Below are 19,672 nucleotides of genomic sequence, written 5' to 3' on the forward strand. Positions count from 1 at the left end.
CTATGCCGGGCACAGCGTACGCTATCGGGCATGAGCGACCGCCGTCTGGCCATCGATGCCTGGGAGAGCCTGTTCCGGGCCCAGCACGAGATCTTCGCGGAGGTGGGTGCGGACTTCGAGCAGAGCGGCCTGCAGCAGGGCGAGTACGACGTGCTCCTGACGGTCACGCGCGCGCCCGACATGTCAGCGCGGTTGCGGGATGTGACCCGCAACATGCTCATCAGCCAGCCCAGCGTCTCGCGCCTGGTCGACCGGATGGTCGCGCGCGGGCTGCTCTCCAAGTGCACGGACCCCGACGACGGCCGCGGCGCCATCGTCCGCGCCACCGACACGGGGGCACGTCTGTTCCGCTCGATCGCGGCGGTGCACAGCCGTTCGATCGCCGAGCACATGTCGAGTCTCGACGACGACGAGCTGCGCACCCTGCTGGAGCTCACGCAGAAGCTCCGGCCACGTCGGGACTGAGCGCCCGGTCAGCACTCGATGACGTTGACAGCGAGACCGCCCTCGCTCGTCTCCTTGTACTTGGTCGACATGTCGATGCCCGTCTGACGCATCGTCTCGACGACCGTGTCGAGCGAGACGTAGTGCGAACCGTCGCCGCGCAGGGCGAGTCGCGCCGCGGTGACCGCGGTGGCTGCGGCGATCGCGTTGCGTTCGATGCACGGAATCTGCACGAGCCCACCGACGGGGTCGCAGGTGAGACCGAGATGGTGTTCCATCGCGATCTCCGCCGCGTTCTCGATCTGCGCGGGGGTGCCACCCATGACAGCCGTGAGTCCTCCCGCCGCCATCGCGCAGGCCGAGCCCACCTCTGCCTGGCATCCGCCCTCGGCCCCTGAGATGGAGGCGTTGGCCTTGAACAAGGATCCGAGCGCGGTCGCCGTCAGCAGAAAACGTCGGATGCCGCGGGGTCGCTCGTCGTCGGCGATCGCCCGGTCGAGGCCGACACCCGCATCCGCGAGGAAGCGCCACCAGTACATGGCGACGGCGGGGAGGATCCCGGCGGCACCGTTGGTGGGCGCCGTCACCACGCGCCCGCCCGCCGCGTTCTCCTCGTTGACGGCGAGCGCGAAGGCTCCGAGCCACTCGCCGGGAAGCTCGCGGTGACCGACCGCCTGAGCGCTCTCGAGCTGCGCACGCAGCGAACCGGCGCGACGCTTCACACCGAGCTGTCCGGGGAGCGCTCCGTCGTGGGCGAGGCCTGCCGCGATGCAGGCGCTCATCGCGGCCCAGATCGCGTCGAGTCCGGTGCGCACGTCGTCCTCGCTGCGCCACGCCTCTTCGTTTCGACGGGCGATCTCGGCGATGGAGAGCCCGGTCTCGGCGCAGATCGCAAGGAGCTGGGCGGCGCTGGCGTACGGGTAGGGCACGGCCGCGGATGCCGGAGCGACCTCGCCGTCGCGGCGGATGAAGCCGCCGCCGACCGAGAAGTAGGTCTCACTCGCGACGATCTCCCCCGCCGCATCCCACGCCGTCAGCGTGAGGGCGTTCGGATGCTCGGGACGACGCACACGGGGCAAGAGCACGATGTCCGTCGCCTGGAAGCGGATGGGATGAACGCCTGCCAGCGTGAGCGCCTGGTCGTCACCGATCGCGGACCAGGCGCCGCGTACGAGCTCCGGGTCCACCGTGTCGGGGCGATGCCCCGCCAGCCCCGCCACGATCGCGTCGGGCGTGCCGTGCCCGATGCCCGTGGCACCCAGTGAGCCGAACAGCTCGCATTGCACGCGGTGCACGCGCTCCAGCAGCCCCGCATCCGCGAGCCGGGAGGCGAAGACACCGGCGGCACGCATCGGTCCGACAGTGTGGGAGCTCGAGGGTCCGACACCGATGGAGAACAACTCGAACGCCGAGACGTATGCGCTCACCCCGCCAGCCTACGCTCGGGTCGCCGGATACGGCGGCGTCACTCTTCGACGGCGACCCGCTCGGGGTGCGTGTAGACGTTCAGCGACGTGCCGCGCGAGAACCCCACGAGCGTGAGGTGCATCGACGACGCCAGCTCCACAGCGAGCGAGGACGGCGCCGAGACCGCGGACAGCACGGGGATGCCCGCCATGATCGCCTTCTGCACGAGCTCGAAGCTCGCACGCCCCGACACCTGCAGCACCGTGCCGCCGAGCGGCAGCCGGTCGGCGAGCAGTGCCCAGCCGATCACCTTGTCGACCGCGTTGTGGCGCCCGACATCCTCGCGCAGCGCCAGCAGCTCTCCTGTTGCGATATCGAAGAGCGCCGCCGCGTGCAGTCCACCCGTCTTGTCGAAGAGCGCCTGCCCGCGCCGCAGCGCGTCCGGCAGCGAGGCGAGCCACCGCGCCGGAGCGCGGCTCTCGTCGGTCGCCAGATCGAATCGCGAGACCTTCGTGATCTGCTCGATGGATGCGGCCCCGCACACGCCGCAGGAGCTGGTCGTGTAAAAGGTGCGGGCCGCATCCCTGACAGGGATCTCGAGCCCGGGCGCAAGTGCCATGTCGAGCACGTTGTAGGTGTTCTCGCTCTGTGGCGCGCCGGCGGGCGTGCTCCCCGGGCCCCCGCAGTGGATCGCGCTGCGGACGTCGGAGCCGGCGGCGATGATGCCCTCGCCCGTGAGGAAACCGGCGGCCAGCTCGAGATCGTGACCGGGCGTGCGCATCGTGACGACGAGTGGCTCGCCTCCCACGCGCACTTCCAGCGGCTCCTCCACGACCACCGTGTCGGCGCGACGCCGCGTCGCGACGCCGTCGTCCGTGAACGCGATGCGCGTGACCGGTGTGCGCTCGGTGAGTCGTCCCATGCCGCACTCAGCGGTGCTCGAGGCGCACGATGACCGCCTTCGAGGTGGGCGTACCGCTCACATCGGCGACCGATTCGAGGGGCACGAGCACGTTCGTCTCGGGGTAATAGGCGGCCGCGTTCTGACGGGGCGTGTCGTAGGAGACGATGCGGAAGCTCTCGGCGCGGCGCTCCTGGAGGCCGCCGTCCGCATCCGTCCATTCGGAGACGAGGTCGACGATCTCCCCTTCCGCGAATCCGAGCTCGCGGATGTCATCGGCGTTGACGAGGACGACGCGACGGCCGCCGTGGATTCCGCGGTAGCGGTCGTCCTTGCCGTAGACGGTGGTGTTGTACTGATCGTGCGAGCGCAGCGTCTGCAGCAGGAGGCGCCCGGCGGGGATGTGCGGGTACTCGAGCGGATTGACCGTGAAGCGCGCCTTGCCGTCGATCGTCGCGAACCGACGTTCGTCGCGCGGGCCGTTCGGCAGGAAGAACGTGCGTCCTTTCTGGATGCGGCTCTCGTAGTCCTCGAACCCCGGGATCACCCGTTCGATGTGCGAGCGGATGAGTGAGTAGTCCGCCTCGAGCGCAGCCCAATCCGCCTGCGGCACGTTGGCCGGGTCGTGGAGGCCGGCCGCATCCAGGCTTTCCGACTCCACGGTTCCGTGCTCGGGAAGCGTGCGCTCGTGGTCGCCGTCGTGGGCTGCCGGCGCGTGCTCGGGCGAGGATCCGCCACCGAAGACGAGCGCGCACAGCCTGGCGATGATCGCGACCTCGCTGAGCATGTCGTCCGAGGGCGGAGCGAGTCGGCCCCGCGAGGCGTGCACGGCGCCCATCGAGTCCTCGACGGTGACGCGCTGTTCTCGTCCGCCGCGACGATCGCGGTCGGTGCGTCCGAGGGTGGGGAGGATGAGCGCGCGGTTGCCGGTGATGACGTGGGATCGGTTGAGCTTGGTCGACACGTGCACGGTGAGGCCCACGCGCGCCATTCCCGCCTCGACGACCGCGGTGTCGGGCGTCGCCGACACGAAGTTGCCGCCCATCCCCATGAAGAAGCGGACCTTGCCGTCGCGCATGGCCCGGATGGCGGCGACAGTGTCGAAGCCGTGGGCGCGGGGCGCGGTGAACGAGAACTCCCGATCGAGTGCGTCGAGGAACGCATCCGCCGGCTTCTCGTAGATGCCGACCGTGCGGTCGCCCTGCACGTTGGAGTGACCCCGCACCGGGCAGACGCCCGCCCCGGGGCGGCCGATGTTGCCCTGCAGCAGCAGCACGTTCACGACGTCGCGGAGGGTCGGCACGGAGTGCTTGTGCTGGGTGAGCCCCATCGCCCAGCACACGATCGTCGCCTTCGAGGCTCGCACCTCGTCGCCGATGGCGCGCAGCTCCTGCTCGCTGAGGCCGGTGGCCCGCTCCAACTGCGCCCAGCCGGCATCCGCCATCTGCCGGCGGTACGACTCGAACCCGCTCGTGTGGGCGCTGATGAAGGCGGTGTCCAGAACATCGCCGTCACGGTCCTGCGCCTCGAGCAGATGCTTGCCGATCGCGTGGAAGAGCGCCTGATCGCCGCCCGATCGGATCTGCACGAAGCGGTCGGCGAGCTTGGTGCCACCGAAGGCCACCCCGCGCGGGGTCTGCGGGTTCTCGAACCGCATGAGCCCCGCCTCGGGCAGCGGGTTCACGGCGATGATGCGCGCACCGCGCTGTTTCGCCTTCTCGAGGGCCGACAGCATGCGGGGATGGTTGGTGCCGGGGTTCTGCCCGGCGACGATCAGCAGGTCCGCCTCGTGGATGTCCTCGATCGAGACGGTGCCCTTGCCGATGCCGATCGTCTCCGTCAACGCCGACCCACTCGATTCGTGGCACATGTTCGAGCAGTCGGGGAGGTTGTTCGTGCCGAGACCGCGCACGAGCAGCTGGTACAGGAACGCCGCCTCGTTCGAGGTGCGTCCCGACGTGTAGAACACCGCCTCATCGGGGTGCGACAGCGCCTTCAACTCGTCCGCGATCATCTCGAGCGCCGCATCCCACGAGATCGGACGGTAATGCGTCGCGCCTTCGTCGAGCACCATCGGATGCGTCAGCCGCCCCTGCTGACCGAGCCACCAGTCATCGCCTGCGCGTAGGTCATCGATGGAGTGGGCGGCGAAGAACTCCGGCCCCACGCGACGCACGGTCGCCTCCTCGGCGACGGCCTTGGCGCCGTTCTCGCAGAACTCGGCGACGTGCCGCTTGTCCTCCTCCGGCCACGCACAGCCGGGACAGTCGAATCCGTCCTTCTGGTTGACGCGCAGCAGGGTCTCGGCGGATCGCTTGAGGCCCATCTGCTCGTTCGCGATCTGCAGCGCGTGCAGCACAGCCGGCACGCCCACCGCGACCTTCTTCGGTCGCGACACGTGCACGCGGGTCTCATCGATATTGGCCGTCGGTGGCTTCATCGGCATGCCGCCAGAGTACGCCCCCGCGCCGGGACCGGGACGCGCGGTGACCGCCTCAGCCGTCGGCTGCCTGCCAGAACGCCCGCGCGTCACGGGCGACAGCATCGTCGCGGTGCCCGTTGAGCGCGTCGAAGGCGACACTCGCGCGGGCCTGTTCGCCGTCGGTCTCGGTGACGACCAGCACGGGGTCGGCGCCGATCGCCGCGAAGGCCCGACGTACCGCATCCGAGCCGAGCGTGCGGATCAGGATCCGATCGGTCTCCGCGATCCACCGGTCGCTCCACGCGAGGTCGTCCTCCGGGTCGGCGCTGAGTTCCGGGTGCGCCTCAGCCCACGCGCCCAGCTCCGCAGCCAGAGCCGCGAGTTCATCGCTCTCGACCTCGATGCCGGACTCGTCGGGCCACCAGCGGTAGTACGCGGCATCGTCCGCGTCGCCGTCCTCATCCGCGACCTCGGCGAGTCCGCTCTCGGTGTGCACGAACAGGGCGGGCACGGTGTTGCCGTCCGCCACCGTGATCGCGGCGGCGTAAATCGAACCGGCGACCACATCCGCGGGCAACGCTCGGACGGCTGCGGCGAGCGCCGCCTCCCAGCGACAGCCCCAGTCATCGACGAACTGCTGAAGGACGTCCATGATCCACAGGTTAGCCAGGCGAGCGGAAGCCGCGCAGACATCCACGGCTTCTCGACCTAACGAAGAAGGCCCCCGCATCGCGGGGGCCTTCTTCGTTACTGTCTCAACACAGTGTGCGCCCGAAGGGACTCGAACCCCTAACCTTCTGATCCGTAGTCAGATGCTCTATCCATTGAGCTACGGGCGCATGTTTCCCGTCGCATTCCTGCGCGCGGGCACTAGGAGAGACTACAACACAACCGGGGCTGCTCGCGAATCGAGGCGCCTACTCGAGCTCGCTGACGTCGATCCCGCTCCGGCGCTCGCTCGCGGCCGACACGGCGGGCGCCGCATCCTCGTCCTTCGCGTTCAGTCTGCGGCGATGCGCAGCGAGACGGGGAAGGTCGACGAGTCGAAGGCTCTGCATGCGCGCCTGGCGCATCTTGTCGTAGCCCGGTTCGAGATCGGGCCTGGCAGCCTCGATCCGCAGCGAGCTGTCGATGTTGCGTGCGACCTCCGCCCAGGCCGCCTCACGCGCGGCTTCCACCAGCTCGCGGAGTCCGTCGAGATCTTCGGCGCGCTCGCGGAGCTCCTCGGCGATACGCAGCGACTGCTTGCGCCTGCGTCGGAGGTTGCGCACGTCGCGACTGCGATAGTCGTGGGTGCCGCCGGAGTCGCTGAAGCGCCCCCGCGCCAGCTTGCGCTCGCGCTCCGCGCGCTCGGCGTCCGCCTCCGCCTCTTCGGCGAGCTTCAGCAGCGCGTCCTTCGCATCGGGCACGAACCGGTCGGCGTCGAATCCCTCTCCGGCGGAGAGGATGTCGACCAGGATGTGGTTCTTCAGCGACAGGCGCGTGGCGGCCGCGGCGATGTAGACCCCCTCGGCGACGACATCGGCGAGTTTGGGGCGCGACGCTCGCGCGGCCCACAGGGCTCCGAGTCCCTTGTGCTCCGTCGGTTCGTCCGCTCGTGATGCCACAGCACCCCCTCCGTCGATTCTATCGGAGGGGTCTCGGCGATTCACGGGTCGAGAACGGGGAAAAACGCCCTCGGCGGCTCAGCTCAAGGACTCGACCACCCGCTCGATACGGCGCTGCCGCGTCTGCGCGGCCTTCGCACCCGCGACGGCCGTCACGTGGGCCTTCTGCGCACTGGGAGACAGCGCATCGAAAGCCGACCGAAGCCCGGCGGACGCCAGCGCCTGGGCGAGATCCTCCGGCACCTCGACCGTGCGCACAGCGGTGTCGAGCTCCACGTCGACGGTGAGGGCATCGCCACCACCGATGCCCGTCTCACGCCGCTTGTCCGCGCTGAAGGGGATGAGGTGCTTGCCGGCCATTACTCCGACGGTCGAGCGATACGTGTACCCGTTGACGGTCACCACCAGCGCGGGACGGCGACCGCCGCCGAGCTCCTCGATGACATCCGTCGGAATCTCGATGCCGGTGTTGTTGCCGAACTGCGACATGGTCGTCTCGAACCGCATGAGCCGAGTATGCACCCATGGCGGCGCTAGCAACCAGTGCGAGCTCGTGCAACCCCGCCAGTCCTGCCGGATGGCCGGATTAACCTGTCGGCACACCTCGACGAAGGGAGCACATCATGGGTTTCATCGATGATGCGAAGGAGACCGCGGAGACCGCCGGTCGCAAGCTCAAGGACAAGTGGGACGACACCACGGACCGCATCGGCGACAAGATCGACGAGGCCAAGGCCGACGCGAACGTCAAGAAGGCCGAGGCCGAGAAGGAGTCGGTCGAGCGCCGCAACGAGGTCAAGGAGAACCTGCGCGACAGCTGACGCCTGGCGGCGTCACCGCGTACCCCTGTCATCGAAGGCCCCGGAGAAGGATTCGTCCTTCTCCGGGGCCTTCCGCATCCCCACACAAGCAACGTTCGCCTGTCACAGATCGACGCCGGAGGCGCGATCTGTGACAGGCGAACATGTCGTGGAGGCGAAGGATGCGGGTCAGACGGCGCGGATGGTCCAGCTCGCCGAGAGCGAGCCACCGGGCTCGAGCACCTGAAGGCCCTCGTCGTAGGGATACCGCTGCGCGTTGAACGCGTCCGGCGCACACGTCATGGGCTCGATCGCGAGCCCCACGCGGTGGCCCGAGAGTCCCGGACGATCTGCCGTGTGCACCTGCACCCAGGCACACGCGGCATCCCACGTCATGGCCACACCGTGGCCGTCCGCATCCGTCACGCGAACCGTCGCGAGACCGTCCGCGTCGCGGAGGAGCCCCGTGTAGGCGTGGTCGATCTCGGCCGCACCGATGCGTCGTGCGGTGCGGTAGTCGAACCGCGACGGATCATCCGCGTCGACCGCGCGCAGCTCGGTCGGCGCCAGCCGATCCTCCGTGACGTGCAGCACCTCGGCAGCGGGCAGTTCGAACGTCCAGTCATCGACGCGCCCGCCGCCTGCGACGAGATACGGATGCGGCCCCGTGCCGTACGGCGCCGCCGTGTCCGACTCGTTGACCGCGGTGACCGTCTGCGTCAGGCCCTCGGCATCCAGCGAGAAACGCGTCTCCACGCGCACACGCCAGGGGTAGCCGTCCTGCGCCTCGATCACGGCCGAGAGCGTGACGTGGTCGGGCCCCTTGTCGATCGCGGTGTAGTCGAGCCACGCGGCGAGTCCGTGCAGCGCGTGGCCGCGCGCGGGCTCGGTCAGGGCGAGGCGATACTCCTCGCCGCCGAACGCGTAGCGGCCATCGACGACCCGGTTCGGCCAGGGGGCGAGCGTCGCGCCTCGGTAGGCGGGACGCACCTCGTCAGCAGCGAAGGGCACGACGAGATCGCGCCCAGCGTACGTGAGAGTGCGAAGCGACGCGCCGACACTCGCGATGCACGCCTCGACATCGCCAGAGCGCAGCAGGTGCTGTGTTCCCGACAGCGGGAGCGAGCCCGTCATCACAGGCCCTGTGCGAGGCGGTAGTACGCCTGGTTCCATCGCAGCTCACGCTGGAAGTCGCGCACCGTGGTCGCCTCGTCGATGACGACCAGCTCCGTCTTCGCGATCTCGGCGAAGTCCCGGAACACCTCGATACCGACGGCGGTCGACATCACCGTGTGGTGAGCGGCTCCCGCGGCGAGCCAGCAGGCGGCGGAGGTCGCGAAGTCGGGAGCCGGCTTCCACACGGCGCGCCCCACGGGAAGCTTCGGCAGCTCCGGCGCGGACACGTTCTCGACCACGTTGGCCACGAGACGGAAGCGGTCGCGCATGTCGCTCATGGCGACGACCACGGCAGAGCCCGGATCGGCCGTGAAGACCAGGCGCACCGGGTCGTCCTTGCCGCCGATGCCGAGCGGGTGGATCTCCAACCGCGGCTTGGCGGTGGTCAGCGACGGGGCGACCTCCAGCATGTGGGCGCCGAGGATCTTCTCGTCACCGGCCACGAGGTCATACGTGTAGTCCTCCATGAGGCTCGCGCCCCCGGGCAGGCCCGCGCCCATGACGTTCGCCACGCGCACCAGGATTGCCGTCTTCCAGTCGCCTTCGGCGCCGAAGCCGTACCCCTCTGCCATGAGGCGCTGGACGGCCAGCCCCGGAAGCTGCTTCAGAGCGCCGAGATCCTCGAAGCTCGTCGTGAAGGCGCCGAAGCCGCCCTCCTCGAGGAACGAGCGCAGACCGAGCTCGATCGCGGCCCCGTCGCGCAGCGACTGGTGCCGCTCGCCGCCCGCGCGCAGCTCGTCGACGACGTCGTACAGCTCCTCGTACTCGGCCACGAGAGCGTCGATGTCGGACTCGGATGCGGCGGCGACCGCATCCGCCAGCTCGTTGACGCCCCAGGTGTTCACCTGCACGCCGAAGCGCAGCTCCGCCTCGGTCTTGTCACCCTCGGTGACGGCGACGTAGCGCATGTTGTCGCCGAAGCGGGCCAGCTTCAGCGTGCGGACCGCGGCCCAACCTGCGGCTGCGCGCTCCCAGTCCTCGATCTGCTGACGGACGACGGGGTTCGACACATGACCGACGACGGTCTTGCGCGCAACACCCAGCCGCGTCTGGATGTAGCCGAACTCGCGGTCGCCGTGCGCGGCCTGGTTGAGGTTCATGAAGTCGAAGTCGATGTCGGCCCACGGCAGCTCGACATTCGCCTGCGTGTGCAGGTGCAGCAGCGGCTTCTGGAGGGCGTCCAGACCCGAGATCCACATCTTGGCGGGGCTGAAGGTGTGCATCCACGCGATGACGCCGATGACGTCGTCGCGGCTGTTGATCTCCAGCGCCATCCGGCGGATCGAGTCGGCATCCTTCAGCACGGGCTTCCAGACGACCTTCACGGGGAGCTCGCCCAGCCCCGCGACGACGGCCTGCGACTGCTCTGCGACCTGCTTGAGCGTCTCTTCGCCGTAGAGGTTCTGGCTGCCGGTGACGAACCAGACCTCGTAGCCGTCGAGGGAGCTGGACAAGGGGGTACGAGGCATGGATATCTCTCTTTCGGTTTTCAGAGCGCGACGACGGCAGCGGCTTCGATGGCGAGGCCGGACCGGTAGCGCTCGAGGTAGGCGGCGAAGCCTGCGACGTCGTCGGCGTCGGGCTCCACGGTCGAGGTTGCGGCACCGGCGAACACCCGGCGCTCGAGGTAGGTGGACAGATCGAGCTCGTCGGATTCGCCGAGGAACGCGGCGAGCACCGCGATCCCCCATGCGCCACCCTCGGACGCGGTCTCGCCCACCGCGACGGGGGCGGCGAGCGCGCCGGCGAGGAAGCGCTGCGCGACGCCGGCGGTGCGGAACATGCCGCCGTGGGCGAACATCAGATCGAGTCCGACGCCTTCTTCGGCCAGTACCCGCATCCCGAGGGCGAGGGTGCCGAACACGCCGTACAGCTGGGCACGCATGAAGTTCGCGAGTGTCAGGCGGCTGTCGGGGGTGCGGACGACGAGCGGACGCCCCTCCTCGAGTCCGGCGATGGGCTCGCCCGCGAGGTGGTTGTAGGCGAGCAGCCCGCCCGCATCCGCGTCGCCGGCGACCGCCTCACGGAACAGCGTCTCGAACACGGCGTCCGCGTCGAGCGCCTGACCGGATGCAGCCGAGAAACGGGAGAACATCTCGACCCAGGCGGCGAGCTCGCTCGCGCCGTTGTTGCAGTGCACCATGGCGACGGGATCTCCCGCGGGCGTGGTGACGAGGTCCAGCTCGTGATGCACACGCTGGAGGGGCCGCTCGAGGACGACCATCGCGAAGATGCTCGTTCCCGCGCTCACGTTGCCGGTGCGCGGCGCCACGGCGTTGGTGGCGACCATGCCGGTCCCGGCGTCGCCCTCGGGCGGGCAGAGCGGGATGCCGGCACGGAGCGCGCCGGACGGGTCCAGGAGCGCCGCCCCCTCGGCGGTGAGTGCACCCGCCTCGCGCCCCGCGGGGAGGACCTCGGGAAGGATCTCCGCCAGCGGAACACCGAGCGCGCCGAGCGCGTCGTAGCGGGCGAGCAGCTCCGCGTCGTAGTCGCCCGTGGCCGAATCGATCGGGAACATGCCCGACGCGTCGCCGACTCCCAGCACCGACCGGCCGGTCAGACGGCGGTGCACGTAACCCGCGAGAGTGGTGATCGAGGCGATGTGCGGCACATGCGGCTCGGCATCGATGGCCGCCTGGTGCAGGTGCGCGATCGACCATCGCAGCGGGATGTTCACGCCGAACAGTTCGCTCAGCGCGCTCGCCGCAGGGCCGGTGTTGGTGTTACGCCACGTGCGGAAGGGGACGAGCAGGTCACCGGATGCGTCGAAGGCGAGATAGCCGTGCATCATCGCCGAGACGCCGATGGCCGCGTGCGTCTGCGGACGCACGCTGTGACGCTCGATCGCATCGGCGACGAGCGCGGCGTACGCCGTCTGCAGGCCGGCGACGACCTCATCGAGCGAATAGGTCCAGAGGCGATCGACGTAGCTGTTCTCCCACGCGTGAGCGCCCACGGCGATCACCGCACCGGTCTCGTCGATCAGGCACGCCTTGATACGGGTGGAGCCGAGCTCGATACCGAGCCAGGTGCGCCCGGTCGTGATGGCGTCTGCAGCGGTCATCGCCGGTCGTCCCCGCTCTGTCCGTAGACGTTCTGATACCGCGCGTACAGGCTGTCGATCGCCTCCTGCGGGATCGGCACGAGCTCCCCGCCCTGACGCGCGATGTGCACCGTACGCGCCACGTCCTCGACCATGACGGCGGCCTTGACCGCATCCTTGGCGCTCACCCCGATCGTGAAGGGGCCGTGGTTGCGCATCAGCACCGCGCGGGAGCGGTGCCCGCGCAGCGTCTCGACGATCCCGCGACCGATCGAATCGTCGCCGATGATCGCGAAGGGGCCGACCGGGATCGGGCCGCCGAACTCGTCGGCCATCGCAGTGATCACGCAGGGGATCTCCTCGCCACGCGCGGCCCACGCGACGGCGTAGTCGGAGTGGGTGTGCACGACCCCGCCCACGTCGGGCATGTTGCGGTACACGTAGGCGTGCGCGGCCGTGTCGCTGGACGGCGAGCGCTCGCTGCCGGGCGTTCCGGGGATCACGTTGCCGTCGAGATCGCAGAGGATCATGTTCGCGGGCGTCAGGTCGTCGTAGGAGACGCCGGACGGCTTGATCACGAACAGGTCGGCACCGGGCACGCGCCCGGAGACATTGCCGCCGGTCCACACCACCAATCCGTAACGCACCAGTTCGCCGTGCAGATTCGCGACGTCGTCTCGGACGGCATCGATGGCCGCTTGGACGTCAGGGGGGAAGGGCGTGGCTGCGCTGCCTGTCACGGGTGCTCCATTGGTCTCGTGGCCCGCGGGGTCCCATACCCGGCCGGCCGAAACAAATGTTACCGGTCACACAGAAGGTGTGCAATGACCACTCACCGCCGAACACGCCCCGCCGTCGCGTGCTCGTCGTACCCGGATGCGGCGCCGTCGCAAGAACGGAGGCCCTGACGGGCGAGCACAGCCGTCGCTAGAGGATGGCGTTGAGGTAACTGATGATCGAGGCGTACACGAGGGCACCCACCCCGAGCGCAAGCAGCGCCACCCCGATGTAGATGAGCCATCGGGACCCGCCCGGCTCTGGATTGCGTTGCCCCTCGCGCGCCATGAGCGCCATGGTACTGAGAAAGGATGACGATCGTGTGACGCGGCGCGTCGAACGACGCACGGTGCACCCGGCCGTTGTCAAGCCCCTCCGCCCGGGGCGGCGCACTTCTCATACTGGTGGGGCAACACCGCACGCCGGACGTGTTCGGGTCACCGACGGCGAGCGAAGGCACGGAGCGTTTCGCCCGTGTGATGAGAGGTCCTCTCCGGTTCCCCCAGGCCGCAGAGGGCCTCTCCGCCTTTCTCCGCAATGCGCGTCAGCGATGCAGGCGGCGCCGCGACACCGTCAGCGCGAGCGCGCTCAGCACGGCGAGCGTGGCCACCACGAAGGGAACGAGGCTCGCAGCACGCTGAGCGTGAAGCTCGAGGCCGGGAAGAGCCCCCGCGGCGAAGACGCCGACGCAGGCCGCTACGAGAGCGAGCAGCCCGAGGGCGGTGACAGCTATCTGTGTTGCACGATCCATGAGGACTCCTTCGTCCGCCTACCGTGGTGGCACAAAGGTAGTCCCGCACGGACGCCCGCGTCGGATACGCGCCGTACGTGTGGAAAGACGTTCAGCGGACGACGGCTGTCGCGGTCGTCACCTGAGACACGACTTCCTCGCTGACCGACCCGAGCAGGAAGCGCGCGAAGGCGCCGCGCCCGTGCGAGCCGACGACGACCAGGCGGGCCGACCCCGCCGCATCCGCGATCGCCGCGGCAGGATCGCCCTCGACGACGCGGGTCTGCACCTCGAGGTCCGGGTACGCCTCGCCCACCGTCTCTGCGACGCGGTCGACGGCGGACTGCGTGATCGCATTGAGGTCGGTGAGATAGAGGTCGGGGTACACGCCGAAATCGCCGGGAACCGCGACCGGCATCCACGCAGAGACGATCGTGAGGGTGTCGCCGAAGCGCTCCGCCTCGGCCGCTGCGAACGCCACCGCCGCATCCGAGACCTCGGAGCCGTCGACACCGACGACCACGCCCTGGCCGTCCGTCGGCGCATCCAGCGGCACGACCACGACGGGCGAGTGCGATCCCGCGGCGATCCGATAGCCGTGCTGCCCGCGGCGCCCCTGCCCCCGCTTCTCCCCGCCGATCACCAGCAGCGTGGCGCCCTTCGACGCCTCCACGAGCTCTGCCACCGGGTTGCCGTGCGACACGAGCACCTCGCACGAGACGCCCGTCGATCGCAGAAGGTCCGCCTGATGCTCGAGGCGTGCACGTGTCGCAGCGACCGCCGCCGTCAGCACATCGTCCTCGCCCACGGCACCGGTGGCGCCGCCCACGACGGAGAAGAGCACGAGAGGCTCCCCGCCGCGGCGCGCTCGGGCCGCCGCCCAGTCGACCGCACGCTGCGAGCTGTCCGCATCCGTCACGCCCACGATGATCGAGTCCGACATCCTGTGTCCTTCCGGTCGTTGCAGTCAGGGTAGCGCGGGCGCACGGTACAGTCCTTGCGTGAGTTCCACGCCAGCCAGGCCCGCCCGTAAGCGCCGGCGCGCCTTTCCCCGCTGGCTGCTGATCACCGTGCTCGCGGCGAGCATGGTCATCGTGATCACCGCCATCGGCGTCGTCGGATGGGCGATCACGTCCGGACTTCAGCTCCTCGGCGCGCAGGCTCCGGGTGTCGGCACGCGCATCGTCGTACCGGAGGAGTCCAAGGCGAGCAAGGCCGCGACCGAGGGCGGGCTCGATTCCGACGCGCAGGCGGCGGCCGACTACCTCGCCGCGCAGCCGACCGCCTACTGGCTCACCCCAGAGATCGATCCGATCGGAGACGCGGGCCCTCGCATCCTGAACCTCGCGGCCGAGGCGCGCGATCAGGATGCGGCACTCGCCGTCGTCGTCTACGGGCTTCCCGAGCGCGACTGCGGCAGTCAGTCCGCGGGCGGGCTGGACGATGCCTCCTACGCCACGTGGACGGCGGAGATCGGCCAGGCGCTGGCGAGCGTGAAGGACGTCCAGAAGATCGTGGTGCTCGAGCCGGACAGCCTCGCCCAAGCTCCGGACTGCGACGCCAACATCGACCAGCGCATGAGCGCCCTTCACGACGCCGCACTGCGTCTCGTCGGCGCCGACACGTGGGTGTACCTCGACGGCGGACACTCCAACTGGCGACCCGCCTCGGAGATGGCCTCTCTCATCCAGCGAGTGGGCGTCACCGACAAGGTGCGCGGCTTCGCCACCAACGTCTCGAACTACAACCCCACAAGCGACGAGTTCGCCTACGCCCACGAGGTGTCGCAGCTGCTCGGCGGCAGCCACGCCCTCATCGACACGTCACGCAACGGCGCCGGCACCTCCACCAGCGAGTGGTGCAACGACCCGACGGCGCTCGTGGGCGATGTCGGCGGCACCTACGGCGATGACGTCGTCGACACGAACCTGTGGATCAAACCGCCCGGCGAGAGCGACGGCGTCTGCAACGGCGGCCCGCGCGCCGGATCCTGGTGGCCGGAGGGCTCCGTGCAGCTCACGCGCAACGTGCTCTGACCGGCCGCGACGCGGTATCCGCCGTGAATCGCGGGCAATCCGGCGGATATGGAACAATGGCGACGCGTGCGGTGCCACGAGCCGCGGCCTTGAACCGAGAATCGAGGATGCCGGACTCATGAGCGATGCTTCTGACGGGCAGAAGACCGCGGTCATCGTCGAAGACGATCCCGATGTTCGCCACCTCCTCGCCGAGGTCCTCGAGGCGGCGGGTTTCTCCACCGTTTCGGTCGGAAACGGCATCGACGGTGTGCGAGCCGTCCTCGCCTACCAGCCGCTGATCACGACGCTCGATGTCAACATGCCCGGCATCGACGGCTTCGAGGCTGCCCGGCGCATCCGCGAGAAGTCGAACACGTTCATTATCATGCTGACCGGGCTGGCCGATGAGGCCGATGTCGTGCTGGGCCTGGGTGCCGGCGCCGACGAGTACATCGTGAAGCCGTTCCGCCCGCGAGAGTTCCGCGCTCGCGTCGAAGCGCTCCTGCGCCGCCCGCGTCCCGAACCCGCGGGCCACGCCCGTCGGCAGGAGAGCGTGGGCCCGTCCTTTCCTGGCGCGCGCCCGCAGACCCAGTCCATCCCGGTACAGTCCGAGTCCCGGCAACCCGCCGCACCGGCGCACGTCGAAGAGACGGCCTACCCGCCGGAGGCGGCCATGCCGGCCGACCGCATGACCTACGCGACACCGCCGAACCTCGTCCCGCAGCAGCCCGTGGCGCCCGCACCCGGAGCGGGCGTCGAGCTCGCTCCTCAGACCTCGGGCGCTCTCGTGCCCGGCGGCGGCTTCTGGGTGACCCACCGCGACCTCCAGCTCAACCCGGAGACGCGCATCGTGCTCATCAACGGTCAGCAGATCGAGCTGACGCGCACCGAGTTCGATCTGCTGGCCACGCTCCTCGAGTCGAAGCGACGCGTGCGCAGCAAGGCCGATCTGACCCTGGTGCTGCGCGGCGAGTCCTACGTGACCTCCTACTACGTGGGTGAGGCCGACAAGCGTGCCGTGGAAGCCCACATGACGAATCTCCGCCGCAAGCTGGGCGACAACCCGAGCAACCCGCGCTACATCGAGACCGTGCGCGGAGTCGGCTACCGGTTGACCACCGAGCTGCTCGCACCCTGACACCGCGCCGAACGACGAAGAGGGCCCACGGGAAACCGTGGGCCCTCTTCGTTCGGATGGTGCCGGTCAGACCTTGTAGCCCTGGTAGCGGCGCAGCAGCTTCGAGAACATGAGCAGCGTCTGCAGGACGGTCACGACGCCGACGATGGGCCAGCCGATCCAGAGGATGGAGGACTGCACGACCGGGCCGAGCATGTTCCAGATGATGGCCATCGCGACGAGTGCGGCGGCCAGCAGGATGAAGGGCGTCCAGTGGCCGATCGATGCACCACCGCGTTCTGCCTTGGCCTGCATCGCCCAGTTGTCGACCTTCTTGCGCGAGAGGAAGCGGGTCCACGAGCGCAGGAAGTGGCTGAGGCGGATCCACATGAAGATCTCCGCCGGGAAGATCAGCAGCGCGAAGAGGATGTCGCGCTGATTGCAGTACTTCATCGTCCGCGCGATGCGCAGGTTCAGCAGCACGGCCGTCAGCACGGGGATCAGCCACAGAGGAGAGAAGACGAAGGCGTTGATCGACAGCGAGCCTGCGAGCAGCACGAGGAAGGCGACACGCACGAAGAGGTTGGTGAGCATGCCGAAGTTCTCGAACCAGCGCAGACGCAGGTTCGGGTGGAACGGCTGCCCCTTGGTGTCGCCGCGCTGCCCAGGCCACATGAGTTCGATCGCGCCGAAGGTCCACTTGACCTGCTGCGCGTCGTACCCCTTGAGCGTGGTCATCCCTCCCACCGCCGCGCGGGCGTAGGGGCTGATCTTGGTGAGGTAGCCGGCGCTCTTGATCTGCAGGGAGAGCAGAGAGTCCTCGACCTCGCTGTCCTTGACCCACGGAGTGTTCTGGTGGTTCTGCTTCATGGCGTCGCGCAGGGCGTTCGTCGAGAAGATCGAGAACTGGCCACCGAGCACCGCCATGTTGCGCCCGCGGAGGAGGTTCTGCAGGTTGAAGGCGGCGAACTGGGTGCGCTGCCCGGCGATGAGCCACTTGGCGGTGAGGCCCTTGATGGGGCGATCGTCGATCGTGTAGATCGCCGAGATGCCTCCGATGCGCGAGTCGCTGACGGCCTCGGTCTCGAGGTACTCGACGGCGCGCGGCTCGGCGATCGTGTCACCGTCGACGCCGAGCAGATAGTCGCATCCCTCGACCAGCGAGTAGCCGTAGTTGAGTGCGCCGACCTTCTTGTCGGGGTTCTTGCCGATGTCGTGCACGAAGACCTCGGTGAACTGCTCGCCGAGATCGGTCATGATCTCGTGCGGGCCGGCGTACTCCGACGCGATCTTCGCCGTGTTGTCGGACGTGTTGTTGATGACCACATGGATGACGTCGGGAACACGCGTCTGGGCGAGCAGGGCCTCGATCACATCCGCGATCGACTCCTCCTCGTTGTAGGCAGGGATGACGCATCCGATCGTGGAGCGGTGCGCGGTCGAGTTCTCGAGCACCGACATGAAGTCCTGCTCGAAGTGGGACTCGAGGTCGGCGCCGGGTGCCATCGACGGGTAGACGGGCTCCAGCTGCTGTGAAGGCACCTGCTGATACGCCATACGGGGGTCCGACACAGTGATCACTTCCTGACATTCATGGGCCGCGATGCGGCGGGGGATCGGCACGCGGTTCGTGCGATGAGTCCAGACTGCACGGCCAACCGCAAGATCATGGCGGGCCCGCGAGAAGCTCAGCGCAAGATTGCCGCAAGATCAGCGCCGGTGTCCGCCGGCTCAGCCCGGGAAGATCGCGATCGGCAGGTACTGGTAGACCGTCTGCTGCTGGAACGACGCATCGGTGTTCGCGGTGCCCTCGACGGAGATCGTCAGTGCGAACTCGAGAGTGAGACCGAACGTGTCCGCCGGCAGCTGGTGGATGCTCTGCTGGGGCACGTAGAGGCCGCCCTGGAAGCTGTTGAGGAGCAGTCCACGGTCAGAGCGCAGGGTGTCGCTGGGGACCAGTGTGCGCGGGTCGGCGCTGAACTGGTAGGGCGACTGCATCTGGTTGGAGGTCTGCGTCGTCGTCGAGTTGATCTGCACCGAGGAGATGTACACGCGACGCTTGTCCGTGAGCACCGCCTTCTCGTCGACGCGGTGATCGTAGACGTTGACCGCGAAGCCGAAGACCTTCTCGTTGTTCGCGGTCCACTCCTGCGTGCGCTTGGGGTCCACGGCCCACACGTTCAGCACGAGCTCGAGGTCATCGGCGACGTCGCTGCGGAGCTCGACCGAGCCGTCGTACGTGAACTGCGAGTTGAACGCCATGCTCGCCGACGGCGCGGGCGAGGGCACGACGGTCGTCGGCTGCACCGCGTTGTTGGTGCCCTGCAGGGAGTTGAAGCCGTCGACGATCTGCGAGCATCCGGTCAGTGCCAGGGTGCTCGCGAGGACGAGAGCGGCCCCCGCGCTGAGCCGACGCATACCGCGATCGGCGAAGGGGATTCTCACAGGGTACTCCTCGGAGAGGTGGCCTCACGAGGCTCACGGGATTTCGGGTAGGTGCCGGCCCACTTCCAGAAAACCCCAGGGTCAGCGCCGAAAGTATACGCGATCCTCCCCGTGCACCATGCACGGAATCCGCGTCAGTCCTGCGACGCCCCCGCGATGGCGATCGTCAGCGAGTCGCTGGCGGTCTGCTTGGCGTACTCGGCGGACGTCGGCGTGGTCTGCACGAGGAAGTCGTACGTGAACTGCACCTGCACGAACGTCGCATCGGCGGGCACGTCGCCGATGTTGAAGGTCTGCGAGTAGCTGTAGGGGTCGAGAACGAGGTATCCGGGGCTGACCGAGGACTGATCCGACTGGGGCTCGAGCGGGTCGAAGGAGCGCGAGGCGTTGCCCGGAACGGCGACCATCGTCGCCTTCTGCAGGAAGACCTTCTGACCGTCGTTGGGTGTGACGGTGGTCACCATGGAGATGCTGATCGGCTTCAGCGCGGTGGCCGTCCACTTGTCCATCGACAGGTTCGACCAGTAGTTGATCGTCGCGCTCACTGCGCCGGCAGGCACGACGCGCTGTGTCGAACCGCTGGACAGATCGTTGGTCACGGGTGTCGGAACGGGCGTGCTCGAGCGCGATGGGGATGTCGGGCTCGGTGTCTGCGCGCCGGTGTTCCACGGGGCAGGGCCGCATCCGGTCAACAGCGCCACGGCGAGCAGCGAAGCGACGACCGCGACGGGCCTCCGATGTCTGCGGCGCATGGCGATCTCCCGGTGTGAAGTGGACTTCCCACT

20 protein-coding genes and 1 tRNA gene are annotated in these 19,672 nt (G+C 68.7%); 4 read left to right on the forward strand and 17 right to left on the reverse strand.

Features of this window, described 5'->3' with window-relative positions; translation table 11 throughout:
* The first annotated feature begins 30 nt into the window (after positions 1-30).
* Positions 31-465, forward strand: coding sequence for a MarR family winged helix-turn-helix transcriptional regulator (locus PQV94_RS13390; protein WP_274286290.1), 435 nt, complete (start codon positions 31-33; stop codon positions 463-465).
* A gap of 8 nt (positions 466-473) precedes the next feature.
* Here the strand turns inward: PQV94_RS13390 and PQV94_RS13395 are convergent, their stop codons facing one another.
* The 7 genes from PQV94_RS13395 to PQV94_RS13425 form a co-directional block, all read right to left on the reverse strand.
* A complete protein-coding gene (locus PQV94_RS13395) occupies positions 474-1,871 on the reverse strand; it encodes an L-serine ammonia-lyase (protein WP_274286291.1) in 1,398 nt (465 codons plus the stop codon).
* 38 nt (positions 1,872-1,909) lie between these two features.
* Entirely contained in the window at positions 1,910-2,773 is an 864-nt protein-coding gene (gene fdhD, locus PQV94_RS13400; protein ID WP_274286292.1) for a formate dehydrogenase accessory sulfurtransferase FdhD, read from the reverse strand.
* A gap of 7 nt (positions 2,774-2,780) precedes the next feature.
* A complete protein-coding gene (locus PQV94_RS13405) occupies positions 2,781-5,198 on the reverse strand; it encodes an FdhF/YdeP family oxidoreductase (protein WP_274286293.1) in 2,418 nt (805 codons plus the stop codon).
* Positions 5,199-5,247: 49 nt separating this feature from the next.
* Positions 5,248-5,826 (reverse strand): DUF4303 domain-containing protein, encoded by a 579-nt coding sequence (locus tag PQV94_RS13410; protein WP_274286294.1) that lies wholly within the window; start codon positions 5,824-5,826, stop codon positions 5,248-5,250.
* Positions 5,827-5,940: 114 nt separating this feature from the next.
* Positions 5,941-6,013: transfer RNA gene (locus PQV94_RS13415), tRNA-Arg, on the reverse strand.
* 78 nt (positions 6,014-6,091) lie between these two features.
* A complete protein-coding gene (locus PQV94_RS13420) occupies positions 6,092-6,781 on the reverse strand; it encodes an asparagine synthase (protein ID WP_274286295.1) in 690 nt (229 codons plus the stop codon).
* A 78-nt stretch (positions 6,782-6,859) separates the two neighbouring features.
* Positions 6,860-7,288, reverse strand: a complete 429-nt coding sequence (locus PQV94_RS13425) for a YdeI/OmpD-associated family protein (RefSeq protein WP_274286296.1) — start codon at positions 7,286-7,288, stop codon at positions 6,860-6,862.
* A gap of 116 nt (positions 7,289-7,404) precedes the next feature.
* Between PQV94_RS13425 and PQV94_RS13430 the strand changes: the two genes are divergently transcribed.
* Complete coding sequence (locus PQV94_RS13430) at positions 7,405-7,602, forward strand: hypothetical protein (RefSeq protein ID WP_137418015.1); 198 nt, start codon at positions 7,405-7,407, stop codon at positions 7,600-7,602.
* Positions 7,603-7,770: 168 nt separating this feature from the next.
* Here PQV94_RS13430 and PQV94_RS13435 read toward each other — a convergent pair whose 3' ends face one another.
* The 7 genes from PQV94_RS13435 to PQV94_RS13465 all read right to left on the reverse strand — a co-directional run bounded on the left by PQV94_RS13435 (position 7,771) and on the right by PQV94_RS13465 (position 14,250).
* Positions 7,771-8,715, reverse strand: a complete 945-nt coding sequence (locus tag PQV94_RS13435) for an aldose 1-epimerase family protein (protein ID WP_274286297.1) — start codon at positions 8,713-8,715, stop codon at positions 7,771-7,773.
* A complete protein-coding gene (araA, locus tag PQV94_RS13440) occupies positions 8,715-10,226 on the reverse strand; it encodes an L-arabinose isomerase (protein ID WP_274286298.1) in 1,512 nt (503 codons plus the stop codon). Before araA ends, PQV94_RS13435 begins: the two co-directional genes overlap by 1 nt.
* Before the next feature lie 20 nt (positions 10,227-10,246).
* The gene (locus PQV94_RS13445) at positions 10,247-11,821 is read right to left on the reverse strand and encodes a xylulokinase (protein ID WP_274286299.1); all 1,575 of its coding nucleotides are present in this window, start codon (positions 11,819-11,821) and stop codon (positions 10,247-10,249) included.
* Positions 11,818-12,540, reverse strand: a complete 723-nt coding sequence (locus tag PQV94_RS13450) for an L-ribulose-5-phosphate 4-epimerase (protein ID WP_274286300.1) — start codon at positions 12,538-12,540, stop codon at positions 11,818-11,820. Before PQV94_RS13450 ends, PQV94_RS13445 begins: the two co-directional genes overlap by 4 nt.
* 187 nt (positions 12,541-12,727) lie before the next feature.
* Positions 12,728-12,865 carry a hypothetical protein gene (locus tag PQV94_RS13455; RefSeq protein ID WP_243233206.1) on the reverse strand — a complete coding sequence of 46 codons (138 nt, stop codon included), beginning with the start codon at positions 12,863-12,865 and terminating at the stop codon, positions 12,728-12,730.
* Between the two features lie 256 nt (positions 12,866-13,121).
* The gene (locus tag PQV94_RS13460) at positions 13,122-13,328 is read right to left on the reverse strand and encodes a hypothetical protein (RefSeq protein ID WP_274286301.1); all 207 of its coding nucleotides are present in this window, start codon (positions 13,326-13,328) and stop codon (positions 13,122-13,124) included.
* 91 nt (positions 13,329-13,419) lie between these two features.
* Positions 13,420-14,250, reverse strand: a complete 831-nt coding sequence (locus PQV94_RS13465; RefSeq protein ID WP_274286302.1) for a universal stress protein — start codon at positions 14,248-14,250, stop codon at positions 13,420-13,422.
* A gap of 58 nt (positions 14,251-14,308) precedes the next feature.
* Here PQV94_RS13465 and PQV94_RS13470 point away from each other — a divergent pair, with 58 nt between their 5' ends.
* Together PQV94_RS13470 and PQV94_RS13475 are read left to right on the forward strand one after the other, a co-directional pair.
* Positions 14,309-15,343, forward strand: coding sequence for a glycoside hydrolase family 6 protein (locus PQV94_RS13470; protein ID WP_274286303.1), 1,035 nt, complete (start codon positions 14,309-14,311; stop codon positions 15,341-15,343).
* Between the two features lie 118 nt (positions 15,344-15,461).
* Positions 15,462-16,463, forward strand: a complete 1,002-nt coding sequence (locus PQV94_RS13475) for a response regulator (protein WP_274286304.1) — start codon at positions 15,462-15,464, stop codon at positions 16,461-16,463.
* A 66-nt stretch (positions 16,464-16,529) separates the two neighbouring features.
* Here the strand turns inward: PQV94_RS13475 and PQV94_RS13480 are convergent, their stop codons facing one another.
* From PQV94_RS13480 to PQV94_RS13490, 3 genes are all read right to left on the reverse strand, one after another.
* The gene (locus tag PQV94_RS13480) at positions 16,530-17,948 is read right to left on the reverse strand and encodes a glycosyltransferase family 2 protein (RefSeq protein ID WP_274288288.1); all 1,419 of its coding nucleotides are present in this window, start codon (positions 17,946-17,948) and stop codon (positions 16,530-16,532) included.
* Between the two features lie 225 nt (positions 17,949-18,173).
* On the reverse strand, positions 18,174-18,887 hold the full coding sequence (locus PQV94_RS13485) for a fructose 1,6-bisphosphatase (protein WP_274286305.1): 714 nt from the start codon (positions 18,885-18,887) through the stop codon (positions 18,174-18,176).
* A 134-nt stretch (positions 18,888-19,021) separates the two neighbouring features.
* Positions 19,022-19,639, reverse strand: coding sequence for a hypothetical protein (locus tag PQV94_RS13490; RefSeq protein ID WP_274286306.1), 618 nt, complete (start codon positions 19,637-19,639; stop codon positions 19,022-19,024).
* Between the last annotated feature and the right edge of the window lie 33 nt (positions 19,640-19,672).

The organism is Microbacterium sp. Clip185 (assembly GCF_028743715.1).
Lineage (GTDB): Bacteria > Actinomycetota > Actinomycetes > Actinomycetales > Microbacteriaceae > Microbacterium.